General features: G+C 51.3%; 15 protein-coding genes. 4 read left to right on the forward strand and 11 right to left on the reverse strand.

Annotated elements, in window-relative coordinates; genetic code table 11:
- Positions 1 to 7 precede the first annotated feature (7 nt).
- Together ACFQ1T_RS00105 and nikR are read left to right on the forward strand one after the other, a co-directional pair.
- The gene (locus ACFQ1T_RS00105) at positions 8 to 2,068 is read left to right on the forward strand and encodes a TonB-dependent receptor (RefSeq protein WP_379073338.1); all 2,061 of its coding nucleotides are present in this window, start codon (positions 8 to 10) and stop codon (positions 2,066 to 2,068) included.
- 15 nt (positions 2,069 to 2,083) lie between these two features.
- The gene (gene nikR, locus ACFQ1T_RS00110) at positions 2,084 to 2,488 is read left to right on the forward strand and encodes a nickel-responsive transcriptional regulator NikR (protein ID WP_379073339.1); all 405 of its coding nucleotides are present in this window, start codon (positions 2,084 to 2,086) and stop codon (positions 2,486 to 2,488) included.
- Positions 2,489 to 2,558: 70 nt separating this feature from the next.
- On the opposite strand, the gene ACFQ1T_RS00115 is transcribed toward nikR, so the two are convergent.
- From ACFQ1T_RS00115 to ACFQ1T_RS00160, 10 genes are all read right to left on the reverse strand, one after another.
- The gene (locus ACFQ1T_RS00115; protein WP_379073340.1) at positions 2,559 to 4,886 is read right to left on the reverse strand and encodes an nSTAND3 domain-containing NTPase; all 2,328 of its coding nucleotides are present in this window, start codon (positions 4,884 to 4,886) and stop codon (positions 2,559 to 2,561) included.
- Between the two features lie 166 nt (positions 4,887 to 5,052).
- Positions 5,053 to 5,391: a tRNA-binding protein gene (locus tag ACFQ1T_RS00120; RefSeq protein ID WP_379073341.1), complete on the reverse strand. Its 339-nt coding sequence runs from the start codon at positions 5,389 to 5,391 to the stop codon at positions 5,053 to 5,055.
- Positions 5,392 to 5,504: 113 nt separating this feature from the next.
- Complete coding sequence (locus ACFQ1T_RS00125) at positions 5,505 to 6,842, reverse strand: HipA domain-containing protein (RefSeq protein ID WP_379073342.1); 1,338 nt, start codon at positions 6,840 to 6,842, stop codon at positions 5,505 to 5,507.
- The gene (locus ACFQ1T_RS00130) at positions 6,839 to 7,141 is read right to left on the reverse strand and encodes a transcriptional regulator (protein ID WP_275356422.1); all 303 of its coding nucleotides are present in this window, start codon (positions 7,139 to 7,141) and stop codon (positions 6,839 to 6,841) included. The genes ACFQ1T_RS00125 and ACFQ1T_RS00130 overlap by 4 nt, the downstream gene beginning before the upstream one ends.
- A 220-nt stretch (positions 7,142 to 7,361) precedes the next feature.
- Positions 7,362 to 7,916, reverse strand: coding sequence for an isochorismatase family protein (locus tag ACFQ1T_RS00135; RefSeq protein WP_194749755.1), 555 nt, complete (start codon positions 7,914 to 7,916; stop codon positions 7,362 to 7,364).
- A gap of 4 nt (positions 7,917 to 7,920) precedes the next feature.
- A complete protein-coding gene (locus ACFQ1T_RS00140) occupies positions 7,921 to 9,267 on the reverse strand; it encodes a TolC family outer membrane protein (RefSeq protein ID WP_379073343.1) in 1,347 nt (448 codons plus the stop codon).
- A 24-nt stretch (positions 9,268 to 9,291) separates the two neighbouring features.
- Positions 9,292 to 9,948 (reverse strand): protein-L-isoaspartate O-methyltransferase family protein, encoded by a 657-nt coding sequence (locus ACFQ1T_RS00145; protein ID WP_194749753.1) that lies wholly within the window; start codon positions 9,946 to 9,948, stop codon positions 9,292 to 9,294.
- A gap of 184 nt (positions 9,949 to 10,132) precedes the next feature.
- Positions 10,133 to 13,333 carry an efflux RND transporter permease subunit gene (locus ACFQ1T_RS00150; protein WP_379073344.1) on the reverse strand — a complete coding sequence of 1,067 codons (3,201 nt, stop codon included), beginning with the start codon at positions 13,331 to 13,333 and terminating at the stop codon, positions 10,133 to 10,135.
- Positions 13,333 to 14,418, reverse strand: coding sequence for an efflux RND transporter periplasmic adaptor subunit (locus ACFQ1T_RS00155; protein ID WP_379073345.1), 1,086 nt, complete (start codon positions 14,416 to 14,418; stop codon positions 13,333 to 13,335). The genes ACFQ1T_RS00150 and ACFQ1T_RS00155 overlap by 1 nt, the downstream gene beginning before the upstream one ends.
- Positions 14,411 to 14,995, reverse strand: coding sequence for a TetR/AcrR family transcriptional regulator (locus ACFQ1T_RS00160; RefSeq protein WP_379073346.1), 585 nt, complete (start codon positions 14,993 to 14,995; stop codon positions 14,411 to 14,413). The genes ACFQ1T_RS00155 and ACFQ1T_RS00160 overlap by 8 nt, the downstream gene beginning before the upstream one ends.
- Before the next feature lie 282 nt (positions 14,996 to 15,277).
- On the opposite strand from ACFQ1T_RS00160, the gene ACFQ1T_RS00165 reads away from it, so the two are divergent.
- Positions 15,278 to 15,682: a DoxX family protein gene (locus ACFQ1T_RS00165; protein WP_338656148.1), complete on the forward strand. Its 405-nt coding sequence runs from the start codon at positions 15,278 to 15,280 to the stop codon at positions 15,680 to 15,682.
- Here ACFQ1T_RS00165 and ACFQ1T_RS00170 read toward each other — a convergent pair.
- Entirely contained in the window at positions 15,666 to 16,571 is a 906-nt protein-coding gene (locus tag ACFQ1T_RS00170) for a LysR family transcriptional regulator (protein WP_379073347.1), read from the reverse strand. The two genes, ACFQ1T_RS00165 and ACFQ1T_RS00170, sit on opposite strands and share 17 nt — an antisense overlap.
- 162 nt (positions 16,572 to 16,733) lie before the next feature.
- Between ACFQ1T_RS00170 and ACFQ1T_RS00175 the strand changes: the two genes are divergently transcribed.
- Positions 16,734 to 17,123 (forward strand): DoxX family protein, encoded by a 390-nt coding sequence (locus ACFQ1T_RS00175; RefSeq protein WP_379073348.1) that lies wholly within the window; start codon positions 16,734 to 16,736, stop codon positions 17,121 to 17,123.
- Positions 17,124 to 17,141: the final 18 nt, after the last annotated feature.

Below are 17,141 nucleotides of genomic sequence, written 5' to 3' on the forward strand. Positions count from 1 at the left end.
CCGCCGTATGAAAAATAACAAAAAAATCATACGGCTAAGTGTCGGCCTGGTTGCGGTGCTGTTATCCCGGTTGACTGTCGCCAGTGAGGCGCTCACGCTCGATGACGTGCCCGTGCGTGCGCATTATGACAACGCGGTCGGTTCGTCCGATGCCGCCAGCGAGGGGCGGGTGAATGCCAGCCTGATTCAAAACCGGCCCATTTCACGGGTGGGAGAGGTGCTCGAATTTGTCCCCGGCATGATCGTCACCCAGCACAGCGGCAGTGGCAAAGCCAACCAGTATTTTTTGCGCGGCTTTAACCTTGATCACGGCACCGACTTTGCCACCTATGTGGACGAGATGCCGGTCAATATGCGCACCCATGCACATGGCCAAGGCTACACCGATTTGAATTTCCTGATCCCCGAGCTGGTCAGCCATATCCACTATAAAAAAGGCACTTACTCAGCAGAGGAGGGGGATTTTTCCTCTGCCGGTGCTGCGCACTTGCACCTGGTCAATCGACTGCCGCAAGGCATCGCCAGTCTCACGCTGGGCAGTTACGACTATCAACGTATGCTGGTGGCAGATTCACAGGCCCTGCACAACGGCCAGCTCCTCTATGCGCTGGAGCTCAATCGCTATGACGGCCCCTGGCAAGTGGCCGAAGGCGTCAAAAAATACAATGGCGTCCTGCGGTTTAGTACAGGGGATGCGCACGACAACATGAGCCTGACCGCCATGGCCTATCACAACCGCTGGAACAGCACCGACCAGATCCCGCTACGCGCCGTCCGTTCCGGGCAGATCAGCCGTTTTGATACCATAGATCCGACCGATGGCGGCGATGCATCGCGTTACAGCCTGTCGTTTAGCAAGCAGCACCGTGACGCGCAGGGCGGCTGGCAAATCAATGCCTATGCCGTGCGCTCCGCGCTCGATTTATATAGCAATTTCACCTACTTTCTCAATGATCCAGTCAATGGCGACCAGTTTAACCAAAGTGAAAAACGCACCATGCTGGGGGCTCATCTCAGTAAGACCTGGCTCGGCGAGCTTGCTGGCCTGCCTGTCGAAAACAAGCTGGGGCTGCAGACGCGTTACGACAAACTGTCACCGGTTGCGCTATACAACACGGCACAAAAACAGCGCTTGTCGTTGATCCGCTCAGACAAAGTAGAAGAAAGCAGCGCGGGCCTCTATGCCGAAAACACCGTCTGGTGGCACGACAAACTGCGCACGGTCGCTGGCCTGCGTTATGACCGCTACCAGTTCGACGTGAACAGCTCACTTCAGGGTAATTCAGGCCGTGTCAGTGACGGCATCGTCTCGCCAAAATTCTCTGTGATTTTCGGGCCGTGGGCCCATACCGAATTTTTCTATAATCTCGGCAAGGGCTTTCACAGTAACGATGCCCGCGGCACCACGCAAACCCGCTTGCCCGATGGCAACCCAGCCTCACCCGTCACGCCCCTGGTCGGCACCCGTGGCAGTGAAGTAGGCATCCGCAGCGAATGGATGCCCGGCTTGCAAAGCTCGCTGGCGGTGTGGCAACTGGATATTGATTCTGAGCTGGTCTTTGTCGGCGACGCTGGTGAAACCGAACCCAGCCTGGCCAGCCGTCGCTATGGCGTGGAGTGGAACAACCATTATGTGGTGAATGACTGGTTACTGCTGGATATGGATATTGCGCTCTCCAAAGCACGCTTTACCCAACAAGACCCCAATGACCCAGGCCACTTTATTCCCGGATCCATCAATAAAGTGGCCTCGCTAGGCGCCACCGTGACCCAATGGGGTCAATGGTTCGGCGCCGTGCAACTCCGCTACTTTGGCCCACGGCCACTGGTGGCAGATAATACGGTCCAGTCAAATGCGACCTTGCTCACCTATGCCCGCGTCGGCTACCGCTTTAACCCGAAAACCACCATGACGTTAGACATATTTAACCTGTTTAACCGCAAAGCCAGTGACATCGACTACTACTACGAATCACAACTCAAAGGCGAGGCTGCACCGGTCAGCGATATTCACTTTCACCCTGTAGAGCCAAGGGCTGCACGACTGACACTCACCTATCAGTTCTAACGAGGAGCATGATCTATGCGACGCATTACAATTTCAGTTGAAGACGACCTGGCCGACGCCTTTGACCAACTGGTCGCCGTGCGGGCCTACGTCAACCGCTCAGAAGCCTTTCGTGACCTCGTGCGTAAAGCACTCGATGAAGCGGTAATTGAAGATGCCGATCACGCGGAAGCTGAATGCGTCGCCTCGCTCAGTTATGTCTATGATCATCACGAACGCCAGCTCGCCAGCCGGGTGAATCAACTACAGCACGACCACCATGACGTGATTATCACTGCCCAACATGTGCATTTGGATCATGACAACTGTATGGAGACGGTGATTCTTAAAGGCAAGATTGCCGAGGTGGAGGCTTGTGTGAATGCGATCTCATCACAGACGGGAGTGACGCATGCGAAGGTGCATATTATTCCACGATAGAATTATTGAAGTGTCATTAGAGATTAAATAGCAGCAGCTAACTGATGGGGGCCGAATTGAAGGCCTGACTTCAGTAAGATATCAATCCTGAAAAGTATTTGTCGATGTCGAAGTCCTTCTCAATATCTTCCGAAGTCAGTGTATTCATCTCATCATTGAAATCTTCTTCACTTTGCGAAAATTCGTACATGCTATCTAACAGCCCATTTAGTACTCCAAATTCATGATCGAAGTCCTCACCTAATATTTGTTTGCAACTATCCAAGGCTGTTACTTCGTCTTCGATTGTGGTAATTGAAATTCTTTCCCTTGGAGTGTCCCCAATCTCTTTTACGATATCTTCAATCTTTTTGTAGGGATTGAAACTAGATGTATCAAAAACACCAGAATTCTCTTTTAAGAAATATAGTGCATTGTCCAACTCAAAGACCGAATCTCTAGAGTTTAAGTATTCAACTATGGCAACTTCAAATGACTTTTTAAATTGCAACCGCTTTTCATCATTTAATGATGGACTGTTAAGCAAGATCGAAACAAGCGCTGATATATTCTGAAATGAACCCCAATTCATCATTTCAAACAAATTATCGGATGAAAATATCCAGCTATCTAAAATAGCAAAATTTCTTTGGTGCTCATCGAAAGAGTCCCCAATCTGAACGAGTAAGCCTAATCGCTCAGATCTTTTTCTGTCTCGATTTCCTAAAAATTTAGGCTCTCCATACATATAAACAATTGAATAGTCCTCAGCTTCAATAAACTGTAATGCGAATTCATACAATTGTTTATCGATTACTTGATGTTCAGTTAGATTAGCCCTAGTTTGCTCGTAAATTTCTTGGACCTGAAGAAATGTGACACAAGATTTGCATACCATAATACGTGTATCCAAATCATCATGAATTCTTTTATCGATGTAATCTCTTATAGAAGGATTCTGATAACTAATTTTGAGATCATGAATGGACGTGTTACCTATAAACCCTATTCTTTCAGAGCTTATGAAGTTTCCATCCAGCTCTTTGATAGCCCTTGAGAATAGATCACTATGCGAATCGCTCAAAGAGGACGTAACCATTTTTGAAAATGATTTCTTAAGTGCTGTTAGAGTTGCGTACTCGCCAAAAGTCCAAAGGATATATAAAAGTGTTCTTGAGTTGGGATGAATGTCGGTGCGAAAAGCATGATCCCAAATTAAACTAGGGTCGTTGAACTCTATGCCTATTCTTTCAATGTACTCAGAATCACTAAGACTCTTAAAGTTTGAATTCTGACAAATACTTTCGACAGTTCTAGGATTGTAATTCTCATGCTGAATTATATCGTTATAGACTTTGCTATTTACAATCGCTTCAAGCCTACTCTTTGGAAGGTCCGAAAAAAATAAATGGTTGAATAGTATTCGTGCACGACTGACTTTGGAGTAATGTTCTAAAGTCAGTGTAAATTGCTCAAGATCTGGCCCTGCTTTTTCAAGTACAGCATGCTGCCTTTTTGCATCTGCCAAAATGTATTCTCTTGTCGTGAGGATAAATCTTAAATTATTATTATTTTTGACTAATTTAAGAAGTTGCAAAAAACGATGCTCTTCATTTTTTTCAAACTTAAGGTGCTCAAAACTTATTTGGCCAAGAAAATCATCATAGAGAATTACTAGCTTTTTAGATCCATCCACAGCTTCTGTTGCGACTGACCAGACTTCCTCGACATCACCTGAGACGACTACTGCTTCATAACCGTATGTTACATATTGAGACAATAAAATTTTTGCCATCGTTGTTTTACCAATTCCCGGCAGACCAACAATAATGCAATGTTTGTGAGTTTCTAGAATTTCTGATGCCTGGGCAAAACCGTCATGGATTACAAAACGGCATAACTCCCTTTCAATTTCTTGCAAAGTAGCTTTTGTTCTATTCCAAATATTCGCATTTTGAATGAGCTCAAGTACCACCGTGCTACTTAGCCAAAGCTTAAAATGTGCTCTCACAACATTTGGGTGTTTAACTAAAAGACCATTTATTTCACTTGATCCAAGAATGTCACTTGGAGTCTTACACCATGGCTTTATCAACTCAAACAGCTCGTCTTTTTGACCCACAGCAAATGAAACTGCAGTAAGTAGTACATAGCGAGTGGGCTTCAGTTTTTCAATTTTAGGTAACTCGCTATCATTCATTTTATTCTTAAGTTGCGAGAATGCGCTGGGTTGATACCTCTTACATTGAATAATCACCAGTTCACCACTGATAGGATGATAGTAGCGAGCATCAATACCTTTATCGCGGCCTGGTCTAAAAGTTTCGATTGGTAGATTCCACTCGGCTGCTAAAAGATCTCTACTGAGCCTTTCAAAATCCTCGGGAGATAAGGATTGAAAGTCATATGTTGTGCTCATTATTTTTATCCAATTGTGACGAATTGATTACATTAATGATGGCACTCATTGAAATCATTGAGCGCTTTGGAGGCCAAGGCTAAGGCTCATACCATCATTTTTTTGACGCATCAATTGAGTTATTAAAAATAGTCATTATTCCCGTACTTTGATTATTTTAAAATGATCACAACAACTTTGTGCCGAGCGGAACCTCATGTTCTGGCACACATAAAGTCACTCTCCCCTCAGCATCATGAAAACCCGTCACCAGGCATTCTGACATCAATGGCCCAATCTGTTTGGGTGGGAAATTCACCACGGCGACAACGAGTTTGCCGATCAGGTTTTCAGGGGTGTAGTGCGCTGTAATCTGGGCGCTGGATTTGCGCATGCCGATCTCGGGGCCAAAGTCGATATGTAGTTTATAGGCTGGCTTGCGTGCTTCTGCAAACACTTCTGCCGAAGTCACACGTCCAACGCGTAATTCAACCTTGGTGAAGTCATTCCATTCGATTTGATTCATATGCCCAGCTTTCTAAAATAACCGGGCATTATCGCAGAAGACTTTAATCAGGAGCGAGCGAAGCAATGCCATCACTGCCTTGGATGGCATATTCTTTCGACGGCATTTTTCGGTTAGTTTCTGCCATCCATCCCGCTGAGTTGTTTCACCATCGGATGCATGATGTATTTTTCCATAATCCCTATCATGCGGCCATCACCCTCTACTTTCCAGCGTGCGTCCTCAGGTAGTTTAGCGTTTTCGTTGGTAATTTCACTTTTCAGATGACTGAATGCCTGCGGTACTTTCTTGAGCAGATTATTTAATCTGCGGGTGGCAGTGTCTCCACTTAACCCTAGTTTTTTACCGGTTTCGATAATATCTTCCCGTGTAATCTCTGAAAAAAACTTTTGCGTTTGGCCCAGTCTGATGGGGAAATCTGTTTTAGGCCAGCTAGCATGTTCTTTATCTATGGCTTGCGTCTCGTAAGCGGCTGTACTCAAAAGGTCATAACATGGTGAAATTTGAATGCCATCGTGGGAAACCATGAAAGAGATGTTTTTGAGGTGGTTATCTCCGTTACCCATCAGAATGTTAAAGACTATCCAATCGAAAAACCATAGCCTTCCGACAGCCGGGACTGAAAGGCGCTGAGCTAACTTTGCAAGTGATTCAGTACTGGCTGCATCATATTTAAACACGCGGTCTATGTTGAGGAGTTGGCATCCATCAATCACATGGAGCCTGTCGACTCTGCCATCTTGATGTATGACCCTGTCAAAACGCTCAATGAGATACACCGGCTCTGGGCAAAATAGTCGATATACTTTAGGCACATCCAATCCTGCCAGGTTTGCAACGCGCATGGTGAAGTACTCATTGATAACGGTCGACGGGTAGCGGGTTTTTTCTGGATGCTCAGGTTTTAAGATGTGTGTTGAGGCTGCCTTGCCATCTGGCTCATAAATTTCCCCATCTCGATAGATGACTGCTAGCTTATGTTGAGCACCGGCTAGGGACATTTTCTTCGGTGAATCTGCGTTCAAGGGAATTCTGGGCATCGCTTTAATGCGATCAGATAGCTCTTTTAGGGAGAGCTTTCTCTTTCCTCCCTGTTCTGGAAGTACGCCCTCAGGAAGGAGCGTTAACGATCCCGCAGATTCTCGACCATAAGCTTCTAATAATCCAAACGCATCTTCTATGGCTACTTTGGCTTCCTTAGCTAGGATCGTTCGTAACGTTTCCTCAGGAAGCAAATTATCAAAATACCATTGCACAGGTCTTGTCGTGCTACCGTCAATGTGAATGCTGGGTTTGCCTTCAGCATCTACTCTGGGTAGATTTGGAGAAAGATCGTATCCCTTGTTATCCGTGGCCCAGGTATCTGTGTATTCAAACCTCCAGATATTGTCTTCAGCGACCAATGTGCCGACATGGGCATCGTTGATATAAGCGAGCAATATTCGCTTCATTGAGTACCTTTTTGGGTCTTGCGTTGGCTGGGACGTACCAAGCCGTTCTGGTCACGAATCTTGCCCAGATAGGCTTCTGCAGAAGCTGGAACCTCGGCAGACAGTTTTATTCCCAGCTCTCCTAAAAGCCGCATGACTCTGCCGATTTGGGCGGTTTCTTTTCCGTATTCGACATCGCCCACGAAAACATGCCCCACGCCAGCAATACCAGCCAAATCATCCATACGAAGATTATTTGATTTGCGTGTAGCGCGAATGACTTCGCCCAAATCTGCTGGCGAGTTAATCGGAACCTTCATGCGAATTCTCCAAAAATATATGATCGAATATATTCTATTCCAGATCTTTTTCAAAATAAAGGAATATATCGGAACGCATATATTTTATGATTTTAGAGAGGAAGAGATGAAAATATATCTCACCGAATATATTTTCATCTCTGACTAAGCCTGAAAAATGGTAACGAAGTATTTATTTCCCACAACCAAATACGCTAAAGGCGTTGGTGCACCCAGCTAGCTAGCGAATCAGTGCCGACACGGCCTTGAATTGTGCATGCGTGGCGCCTTGCATGGGCTCAAACAGCATGGATTCTGTATTGGTGATGATGCAACCGGCATTACGCATTCTCTCGATGCCATTGTTGCGGTTGGCCTCATTTCGTGAGATGACGGCATCTTCTACGATAAACACTTGTTTGCCTGCGGCCAGTGCATCTAGGGCGGTTTGTTGCACGCAAATATGGGTCTCCAGGCCGAACAGAACGACTTGCGGGGCGACGCTGACAGAGGACTCCTGAAAGCTGGACTCGTGCCAGGCGGAGAAGGCGAGTTTTGCGGTGCGAGGGGTGTAATCGGGCAAGAGGGTTTGCAGCGCGGGCAGGGTTGCGCCGAGTTTTTCCGGGTATTGTTCAGTCACCCAGAGCGGGATATTCAGGAGCTGGGCGCCTTGAATCAGGCGCTGGATGTTTTTGATGACGGCGGCCATGGGCTCAGGTTGCATCGCGTCACAGAGCCGGGTTTGTATATCAATCAGCATCCAAACGGCATCTGTGGTGGCAATGACTGGCTTCATGGGCTTATCTCTTGGCGAGTTGTTGGTCGATATCTTGCAGGTCGGCTTCGGAGACGATGCCGCTGGCGGTTTTGAGGCGAATGATATTCACCAGGTAGTTATAGCGGGCCTGCAATAAATCACGGTTGGCGCTGTAATATTGCTGCTGGGCGTTGAGTACATCTACGCTGGTGCGTATGCCGACTTCGTAACCGAGCTTGGTGGAGTCGAGCTGGCTTTGGCTGCTCTTGAGCGCTTGCTCAAGCGCTTTTACCTGGGCGATGCTGGTGTTCAGGTTGAGGTAGGCGCGTTGGGTTTCCAGAGTGGTCTGGCGCATGACGTTTTGCAAGTCATCTAGGGCTTTTTGCCGATTGTAGGCGGCCTGGCGCACGCGTGAATTCACGGCCCCCCCTTGATAGAGCGGCACAGAGACTTCCACGCCTATGCTGGCACTTTTCAGATCGGCACCAAACCCGTATTGGCCGCCATTGGCATAGCTGTCCTGATAGTTGGCGACGGCATCTACGGTGGGGTAATGCCCGGCGCGCGCGATTTCGATATCTTTTTCATTCACCTGTACCGTTTCTTGCTGAATCTGGATATTCAGGTTGCTGGCATGGGCGACCTCTTGCCATTCTTGCATGGGCTTGAGGCTGGGGCTGATCTGGATATCTTCGCGCACACTGGCTAGGCGTTCTGGCAATTTGCCGGTGATCGCCTGCAGGCTGCGTTTGGCAATATCAATGTCATTGAGTGCGGCCAGTTCTTGCGCCACGATCAGGTCATAGCGCGCTTGCGCTTCATTGACGTCGGTAATGGTGGTGGTGCCCACCTCAAAATTGGCCTTAGCCTGTTGCAGCTGGCGCTGAATGGCTTCTTTTTGCGCGGTGATCAGCATGTTGCGGTCTTGCGCCAGCAGCACCTCAAAATAGGCCTGCGTGGTGCGTAACATCAGGTTTTGTTGCGCCAGGTGATATTGCTTGTCAGCGATGCTCACCTGCACCTTGCTTTGGTCTATGCGCTCCAGGACTTCTTTGCGGAAAAGCGGTTGCCTGGCTTGTAGCTGTGCCTGATAAGCTTCGTAGTTGTTGCGCCCGCCGGGGAAGGGCGCCTGGCTACCGACGATTTTTAAATCGGTGCGGTTGGCATTCGCGCCCGCCGTGAAATTCACTGAAGGACGGTAGCCAGCTTTGGCCTGTTCTATGACTTCTTGCGCAGCCTGATTGGCACTGCCCGCCGAGGCCAGCACCGGATCACTGGCGAGGGCTTCCTGATACACGTCTACCAGGCTTTGCGCGGCAGCACTTGCGTGTGCTGACCACCACAGGCTGGCAATCAGCATCGCTACTCTCAAATAGGCAGGGCTAGGCATAGGGCATTAAACAGATATGAGGTGTTAAAAAGTAAAGGCCAGGGCCTGGGGGGCGTTTTGCATTTCAGTCAGGCTGGTTTCAAACAGCACGTCTTGTTTGAAGCTGTGCTCGGCCAGACGTTGTACCAGCGTCGCCTGCATGACCGGGGCTTTGCCCAGCACGATGAGCATGCGGCCACCAATGCTCAACTGGTAGCGCACGCCTTCGGGCTCAACCGGGCTGGAGGCGGTAAATACGATGGCGTCATAAGGGGCTTTAGCTTCATAGCCATTGTGACCATCGGCCTCAATCAGCTGTACATTCTGGATGCCTTGTTTGGCCAGATTTTTCGCGGTCAGCGCGCACAGCTCCGGGAAAATCTCCAGCGCAGTGACTTGTGCGCAGTGTTGCGCCATCAGTGCGGCCAGATGGCCGCTGCCAGCGCCGACCAGTAGCACTTTGTCTTTGGCTTGCAGTTGCAGCGCTTGCAAAAAACGCCCTTCGATTTTTGGGCTCAGCATGTGCTGACCCATGTCCAGCGGGATTTCAATATCGGCAAACGCCAGGCCACGGTAGGCGTCTGGCACAAATGCTTCACGCGGCGTGTTGCTCAGCGTGGCCAATACTTGCGGGTCCAGCACCTCCCAGGTGCGGATTTGTTGCTCAATCATGTTAAAACGTGCGGTTGCCTGGTCTGTCATTTTTGAATCCCACTATCCGGTTAAAGAGAAAAAACATTATAGGGCACTTCTATTCATTCAACTTTCGTTGCGATACTGCGTTGCGCATAAAAAATTGCGCCTTACCTATTCCATCTATGCGGCGTCGAAATTTTTTAATCGCGCCTTGTCTGGCTGAGCCATTTGCATGCATAGCAGCGCCCTTTTATTGATTGCGCCATGATTGCATGGTTCTGTCGGTCAAACGGGCCCAGAACGCATACAGTGCCGGCACAAACAAAATGGTCAGCAAGGTGGCGGCGGCCAGCCCGCCCATAATCGCGACTGCCATCGGCCCAAAGAACACGCTGCGCGTCAGCGGAATCATGGCCAGAATGGCCGCAGCGGCCGTGAGTACAATCGGCCGGAAGCGGCGCACGGTCGATTGCACCACCGCTTGCTCCAGCGAGGCGCCCTCGGCAATGTCCTGATTGATCTGGTCGACCAGAATGACAGAGTTACGCATGATCATGCCGGAGAGCGCAATGCTGCCCAGCATGGCGACAAAGCCAAACGGCATATTAAAAATCAGCAGGGCAAAGCTAATGCCTATCATGCCCAAGGGCGCGGTCAATACCACCAGAAAGACATTAGCCAAGCTGCGCAGTTGCAGCATCAGCAACGTGAATACAGCGGCTAAAAACAGCGGGACGCCTTTAACCACCGAGCTAGCGCCTTTGGCGGACTCTTCAATCGCGCCACCGGTTTCTACCGTGACGCCTGCCGGCAAGTGCTGCAAAATCGGGGCAATGGCTTGTTGCACCTGGCCGGAGACCACCGGTGCCTGCATTTTGCCGCGCAAATGCGCACGCACCGTGAGCGAAGGCACGCGGTTGCGACGCCAGATCACGCCTTCTTCAAACCCATATTCAATGGTGGCCACTTGCGCCAGCGGCACGCGCTCGCCATTCTGGCTTAATACGGTTAATTGGCCGATTTGCGACAGTTGCGCATGCTCATCGACCGGACTTCGCATGACCAGGTCTATGCGCTCATTTGCCTCCCTGAACTCGCTGACCACCTGTTCGTAATACTGCGTGTTGAGTAACTGCGCGATGTCTGGTGTATTGATGCCGAGCAGGCGTGCCTTGTGCTGGTCCACCTCAATGTGGATCACTTTGCTCGGTTCTTCCCAGCCCAGTTGCACATTGATCAGGTGCGGGTTGGCACGCATCGCGTCTGCAATCTGGTGCGCCACCTCACGGATCGCTTTCAGGTTTTTGCCGTCGACGCGGAACTGCACCGGAAAGCCGACGGGTGGCCCATTTTCCAGCCGCAATACCGAGGCGCGGAGTTGTGGAAAATCGTGTTGAAACAAGTTCAGCAGATCTGTGCGCAAGGCTTCACGCTGTTGCAGGTCTTTAGTCAAAATCACCAGTTGGGCAAAGGCGCGGTGTGGCAATTGCACGTCTAGCGGCAAGTAGTAGCGGGGTGCACCTGAGCCCAGGTAGGACACGACATTCTCCACCTTGCCATGTTTTGCTTGCCAATCGTTGAGCCAGCGCTCGAGTTTGGTCACGGCCGCTTCGGTGGACTGGTCGCTGGCATTCTCGGCCAGACGCAAATCGACCACGATTTCGAGGCGGGTCGAGTCGGGGAAAAACTGTTGCTGTACTTTGCCAAAACTCAGCATGGCCACCACAAACAAGGCAATGGTTGCCAGAATCACCAGGCCCTTATGCTGGACACACCAGCTGACCGTACCTTGCATGCGCTGGTAAAACGGCGTGGCATACAGTGTCTCTTCGTTGTGAGCGCTCGCTTCTTGATCATCGCTTTTAAAGCCTAATTTATGCTTGAGCCGGCGCCAGAGTGAAGGTTGGGCATGTGCGGCGGCATCTGGCAGCAAGTGATAGCCTAAAAAGGGCACCACAATCACCGCGGCAATCCAGGACAGACTCAGTGCAATGGCCGAGACCTGGAAGATGGAGCGGGTATATTCGCCGGTTGAGGAGACCGCAGTGGCAATCGGCAGAAAGCCTGCCACTGTAACCAGCGTGCCGGTCAGCATGGGCATGGCGGTGGAGGTGAAGGCAAACGAAGCGGCTTGCATACGCTCCCAGCCTTGTTCCATTTTGGCCGCCATCATTTCGACAGCAATAATCGCATCATCGACCAGCAAGCCTAGCGCTAAAATCAGTGCGCCCAGCGAAATTTTGTGCAGGCCAATCTGAAACCAGTCCATGAGCAGAAATGTCCCGGCCAGCACAATCGGGATGGCGACGGCGACCACAATGCCGGTCCGCCAGCCCAGGGAGAGCAAGCTCACCGCCAGCACAATCAGCAAGGCTTCAATGAGGGAGCGGACAAAATCATGCACCGAGTGTTGCACGATCTCGGGCTGCGAGGTGACCAGATGCAATTGCACGCCGACCGGTAATTGTGTTTGCACGCTGCGTATGGTGCTTTGCATGGCCTTGCCCAAGGCAATGACGTCACCGCCGGCCTGCATGCTGACCCCGATCAGCAAGGTGGGCGTGCCGTTGAAGTGAATGCGCTCTGCCGGCGGGTTGGCATAGCCGCGTTTAATGGTGGCAATCTCGCCCAGCCTCAGGTTCTGATTCCCTGCCCGAATGGGAAACTGGCGTAAATTCTCTAGTGTTTGCAAGCGACCACTGACATCCAGGCGGATTCTTTCCGGGCCTGCATCGAAGGTCCCGGCACCAACGACACTGTTTTGCTGTTGCAGGATTTGCACCAGTTGTGCCGGCGTGATGCCCAGTGAAGTGAGTTTTTGATTGGAAATTTCGATGATGATTTTTTGTGGTTGCTCACCAAACAAATCAACTTTTTCCACATCGGGTAGTTTGAGCAGACGCGCTCTTACCCACTCGGCTTGTCTTTTCAGTTGTTGCGGGGTGAGGCCGTCGGCGGTGATGGCATACATGCTGCCATAGACGTCGCTGAACTCATCGTTAAAGGTCAGGCTTTGCAGGTCACGTGGAAAGGTGTGGCGGATGTCGCCAATTTTTTTGCGTACCTGATACCAGAGCTCGGGGATTTTTTCGGAGAAGGTATTATCGCGGATGACAATAAACACCACCGACTCACCCGGGCGCGAATAGCTGCTGGTGTAATCGATGGACGGGATTTCTTGCAGTTTTTCTTCAATTTTATCTGTGATCTGCTGCTCAACCTCTTGCGCAGAGGCGCCCGGCCAGCTGGCGCGCACCAGCATGACTTTAAAGGTAAAGGGCGGGTCTTCAGATTGCCCGAGGTGGGTATAGGCAAAGCTGCCGGCGAGCAAGGTCAGCAAAATGAAATACAGCACCAGGGCCTGGTTTTTGAGGGCCCAGGTCGAGAGGTTAAAACGCTGCGACAGCGAAGGGCTGTCGGCTTTATGCGCTGGGGTAGTGTGTTCGCTCATTAGCGCAATACCTCCGGGCCAGGGGTGACGGCCTGCACGCGCATGCCCTCTGTCAGGGTATGCACGCCGATGGTGGCAATGGTCTCGTTGGCTTGCAAGCCCGAGGTGATTTCTACGCCCGCTTCAGTGACGTTGCCGGTGGTCACCGCACGTCGATGCGCCTGCTGTTGCGCATCGATCACCCAGACGCTGGGGTGGTCGGCAAATTGGGTGACCGCCGTGCTCGGGACCAAGATAGTTTGCCTGGCTGCACCTGATAAAAAGCGCACGTCTGCGGTCATGCCCAGTTTGACTTTGGCATCAGCATCCAGCAACTGGATGCGCAGATCGAAGGCGTGGGTCTGGCTATTGGCTGCCGGCGCAATTTCGCGAATACGGCCCTGATAGGCGTGGGGCAGGCCCTGCAGCGTTACGCTGGCCTGATCACCGGGGTGCAGGGTATCAATCACGGTTTCGGGGACGGCAATCTGGATTTCCAGCGTTTGCAAGTCGTAAATCCGGGCAATGGTTTGTCCGGCTGCCACCACCTGTCCCGGCTCGGCCTGTATCATGCCGATGGCACCGCTACGGTCTGCCAGCAGTTGGGTGTAGCCTGTTTGATGCTGGCTGACTGCGGCTTGCGATTTGGCCTGCTCTAGCCTGGCTGCACTGGTTTTCACTTGTGTCTCGTAGCTATCCAGGGCCGATTTTGAAATAAATTGCTGGCGGTAAAGTTGCTGGCGTCTGGCCAGCTCAGTTTGCGCCAGCGCCAGGTTGGCCTGTGCGGTTTGCACTTCGGCGCTGGCCGATTGGGCATTCAAACGGGTATCGCTCGGATCCAGTTGCGCAATGAGTTGGCCTTTTTTAACCAGCTCACCAACATTGACGGCACGCGTAATGATTTTGCCGCTAATTCTGAAGCCAATATTCGACTCATAGCGCGACTTCACTTCGCCGGTGTAGCGGGCGGTGGTTGCGACTGCGCTGTCTGCGATGGTCATCACCCACACCGGGCGAGGCGCAGCTGGCGCCTCTGTCTCAGGTTGGCAGCCGCTCAATACGGTCATGAGGGCCAGGCTGTATAAATAAAGGCGAGCGTTATTCATGGGTAGGGGCTTTCAAAAAACCATTCGTCCACATCTGTACCATGGCCTGCATGCGCGATTCTAGAGGCCGCCAGTTGACCCAGGTGTCATGGCACATATTGATTTGTAAGGCGCAGAGACCATGCATGGCGGACCATACCGTCTGCGCAATCAGCACCGGGTCAGTCAGTGTCGGCCGGAAGATGCCTGCCTGCCAGGCGCTGGTCACCACTTCAATCAGCTGCGCGTAAGCATCCTGCTCCGGGTTGTGACGCTCGATGCTGGACAGTTCCGGTGCCAAAGGCGGATGAGGCGTCATGAACATCATGCGGTAGTGATTGGGATACTTCAGTGCAAACTCGATGTAGTGTTGGCCAAATTGCAAAAATCGCTGCAAGGGGTCGCTGATTTCAAAGGTGCTTTTGAGTGCCTGCGCCAGTTTGAGGAAGTCGGCATCGACCACCGCCCGGATCAGGGCTTCTTTGTCACTGAAATACAGATAGAGGCTGGTGGCGGTATAGCCTACCCGTTGGGCGACCGCGCGCATGGTGACCGCTTCTATCCCCTGGTGAATAAACAGTTCGCGGGCAGCATCCATGATCAGCATCCTGATCGCTTGCTTCTCGACTTCTGTCTTAACCTTGGGGGGCATGGCTGACCAATGAAATTAAATGTAACGATGTTAAGTTAACACTGTAATTATTTAATGTCAATGGGTGCTGGTAATTCTGTGCTGAATGGTGCAGAGTAACAAATGTGATACACCGGTATTCGGTTTTGAGCTGCACCGCGGGTTAAGATTGCCGCAATGCACTGGCCGGTGGAATCATGGGGGCGGGCGACGCTTGCGCAATCCAAATAATGACAAGGAGCGATCAAGATGAATGTACGGCAACGGTGGATCAGTTTGTTGGGGCGTGTGTTGTTATCGTTGGTGTTTATTGTGAGTGGGGTGGGCAAGGTGCTGGATCCTGCGGGCACGCTGGCCTATATCGAAAGTGCGCATTTGCCGATGCCGCAGCTGGCTTATGCCGTAGCGCTGGTGGTTGAGCTTGGCTTGGGTTTTGCCTTGCTGCTGGGGTTTCGTGCACAGCTGGCTGCGGCTGGCATTGCGCTGTTTACCTTTGTCACTGCGCTGGTGTTTCACAGCAATATGGCCGACCCGCTGCAAGTCATTATGTTTCTTAAAAACATGACCATCGTCGGTGGTTTGCTGATTGTGATTGCCTTTGGTCCAGGTGGCTACAGTGTGGATGGCGGCAAGCGCATTATGTTGCCGCAGTGATCGCTGTCCCCGCAGGCGGTGCTTGCAGCCATTGACGCAAATGCTCAATCAAGGCCAGCGTGTTGGCTGAGACCTGTTTGTGATAAGGGTACATGGCGTAAATACCCCCCTGCGGCCGCCGGTAGTCGGCCAGCACTTCCACCAGACGGCCTGCTTGCAGGTCGGCTGCCACATAAAACGCCGGCAGACCGGTGATGCCGAGTCCGGCCAGGGCAGCATCACGCAAGACTTCGCCGTGGTTGGACTTGAGCCTGGGCTGGATGGGAATGCGGTGGATCTGGTCATGCTCGACAAACTGCCACTCGCTGGCGCGATGGGTGAGGCAAATATGCTTGGCCAGCGCCTGCGGGGTCGATGGGATGCCATGCTGTGCAATATACGCCGGGCTGCAGCAATAGCTCATCGCGGCGTCTTCCAGCTTGCGTGCCACCATGCCTTCCTCTGGCTGGTCAGTCACGCGTATCACCATATCATAGCCTTCGCTGACCATATCCACATGCCGATTATCGGCATCCAGCCAGATTTCCAGTTGCGGGTGTTGCTGCATGAATGCGGTTAAAGCAGGCGCCAGGCGCAAGCTGGCGTAAGACAGTGGCACTGAAATTTTCAGCAGGCCGCGCAGATCGCCTGAGCGGTTACTGACCTCCAGCTCCGCTTCATGTAGTGCTTGCAGAATTGTTTGCGCACGCTGAAAAAACACTTTGCCAGTTTCGGTGGCAGACAATTTGCGGGTGGTGCGTTGCAGCAGTCGCATGCCCAATCTCGCTTCCAGCGCAATAATGCGCCGGCTCACCAGCTGTTTGGAAATCCCCAGCGAGTGCGCCGCGGTGGTGAAATTGCCATGCTTCACCACTTCGACAAAGAAATGCAAATCTTCAAAAGAGGTCATCTATTGTCAACTTTTATGAGACAGTTTTACGCATTATAGGGTAATTATCATTTTTATGGCGCGGGCATACAATGCGTTTTGTCAGTGAGCCGGATGAACCCGACTTTTTTAATGAGATGCGTGCTGGCAGATTCCCCTGCACACGCTTTTAGGAGCCTACCCATGAATGCTTTGCAATCCGCCGCCAGTCTGACCGGCCGTATTTTGTTGTCACATATTTTTATCATCAGTGGCTTGAGCAAAGCTGCTAATCCCGCTGGAACCATCGGCTATATTCAAAGTGTCGGCGCGCCTATGCCTGAAGTGGCTTATGCGATTGCCTTGTTTGTCGAACTGGTACTGGGCATCGCCTTGCTGGTTGGCTATCAAACCCGTCTGGCCTCAGCGGGGATTGCCGTATTTACCGTGGCAACCGCGTTCATGTTTCACAACAATATGGCAGACCAAATCCAGCAGATCATGTTTTTGAAAAATCTGACCATCGTCGGTGGGTTGTTGATGGTTGTTGCATTCGGGCCAGGGGCGTTGAGTGTTGATAATCGTCGCCGCTAGGTTGCGGTCAAGGCTGAT

Source organism: Methylophilus glucosoxydans (assembly GCF_042676145.1).
Classification (GTDB): domain Bacteria; phylum Pseudomonadota; class Gammaproteobacteria; order Burkholderiales; family Methylophilaceae; genus Methylophilus; species Methylophilus glucosoxydans.

Excerpts from the sequence above, each read along its gene's own strand:
- ACFQ1T_RS00150 (WP_379073344.1), bottom strand. The coding sequence starts at position 13,333 with ATGAGCGAACACACTACCCCAGCGCATAAAGCCGACAGCCCTTCGCTG.
- ACFQ1T_RS00105 (WP_379073338.1), top strand. The coding sequence starts at position 8 with ATGAAAAATAACAAAAAAATCATACGGCTAAGTGTCGGCCTGGTTGCG.
- ACFQ1T_RS00155 (WP_379073345.1), bottom strand. The coding sequence starts at position 14,418 with ATGAATAACGCTCGCCTTTATTTATACAGCCTGGCCCTCATGACCGTA.
- ACFQ1T_RS00125 (WP_379073342.1), bottom strand. The coding sequence starts at position 6,842 with ATGAAGCGAATATTGCTCGCTTATATCAACGATGCCCATGTCGGCACA.
- ACFQ1T_RS00120 (WP_379073341.1), bottom strand. The coding sequence starts at position 5,391 with ATGAATCAAATCGAATGGAATGACTTCACCAAGGTTGAATTACGCGTT.
- ACFQ1T_RS00135 (WP_194749755.1), bottom strand. The coding sequence starts at position 7,916 with ATGAAGCCAGTCATTGCCACCACAGATGCCGTTTGGATGCTGATTGAT.
- ACFQ1T_RS00145 (WP_194749753.1), bottom strand. The coding sequence starts at position 9,948 with ATGACAGACCAGGCAACCGCACGTTTTAACATGATTGAGCAACAAATC.
- ACFQ1T_RS00165 (WP_338656148.1), top strand. The coding sequence starts at position 15,278 with ATGAATGTACGGCAACGGTGGATCAGTTTGTTGGGGCGTGTGTTGTTA.
- ACFQ1T_RS00115 (WP_379073340.1), bottom strand. The coding sequence starts at position 4,886 with ATGAGCACAACATATGACTTTCAATCCTTATCTCCCGAGGATTTTGAA.
- ACFQ1T_RS00175 (WP_379073348.1), top strand. The coding sequence starts at position 16,734 with ATGAATGCTTTGCAATCCGCCGCCAGTCTGACCGGCCGTATTTTGTTG.
- ACFQ1T_RS00170 (WP_379073347.1), bottom strand. The coding sequence starts at position 16,571 with ATGACCTCTTTTGAAGATTTGCATTTCTTTGTCGAAGTGGTGAAGCAT.
- ACFQ1T_RS00130 (WP_275356422.1), bottom strand. The coding sequence starts at position 7,141 with ATGAAGGTTCCGATTAACTCGCCAGCAGATTTGGGCGAAGTCATTCGC.
- ACFQ1T_RS00140 (WP_379073343.1), bottom strand. The coding sequence starts at position 9,267 with ATGCCTAGCCCTGCCTATTTGAGAGTAGCGATGCTGATTGCCAGCCTG.
- ACFQ1T_RS00160 (WP_379073346.1), bottom strand. The coding sequence starts at position 14,995 with ATGGATGCTGCCCGCGAACTGTTTATTCACCAGGGGATAGAAGCGGTC.
- nikR (WP_379073339.1), top strand. The coding sequence starts at position 2,084 with ATGCGACGCATTACAATTTCAGTTGAAGACGACCTGGCCGACGCCTTT.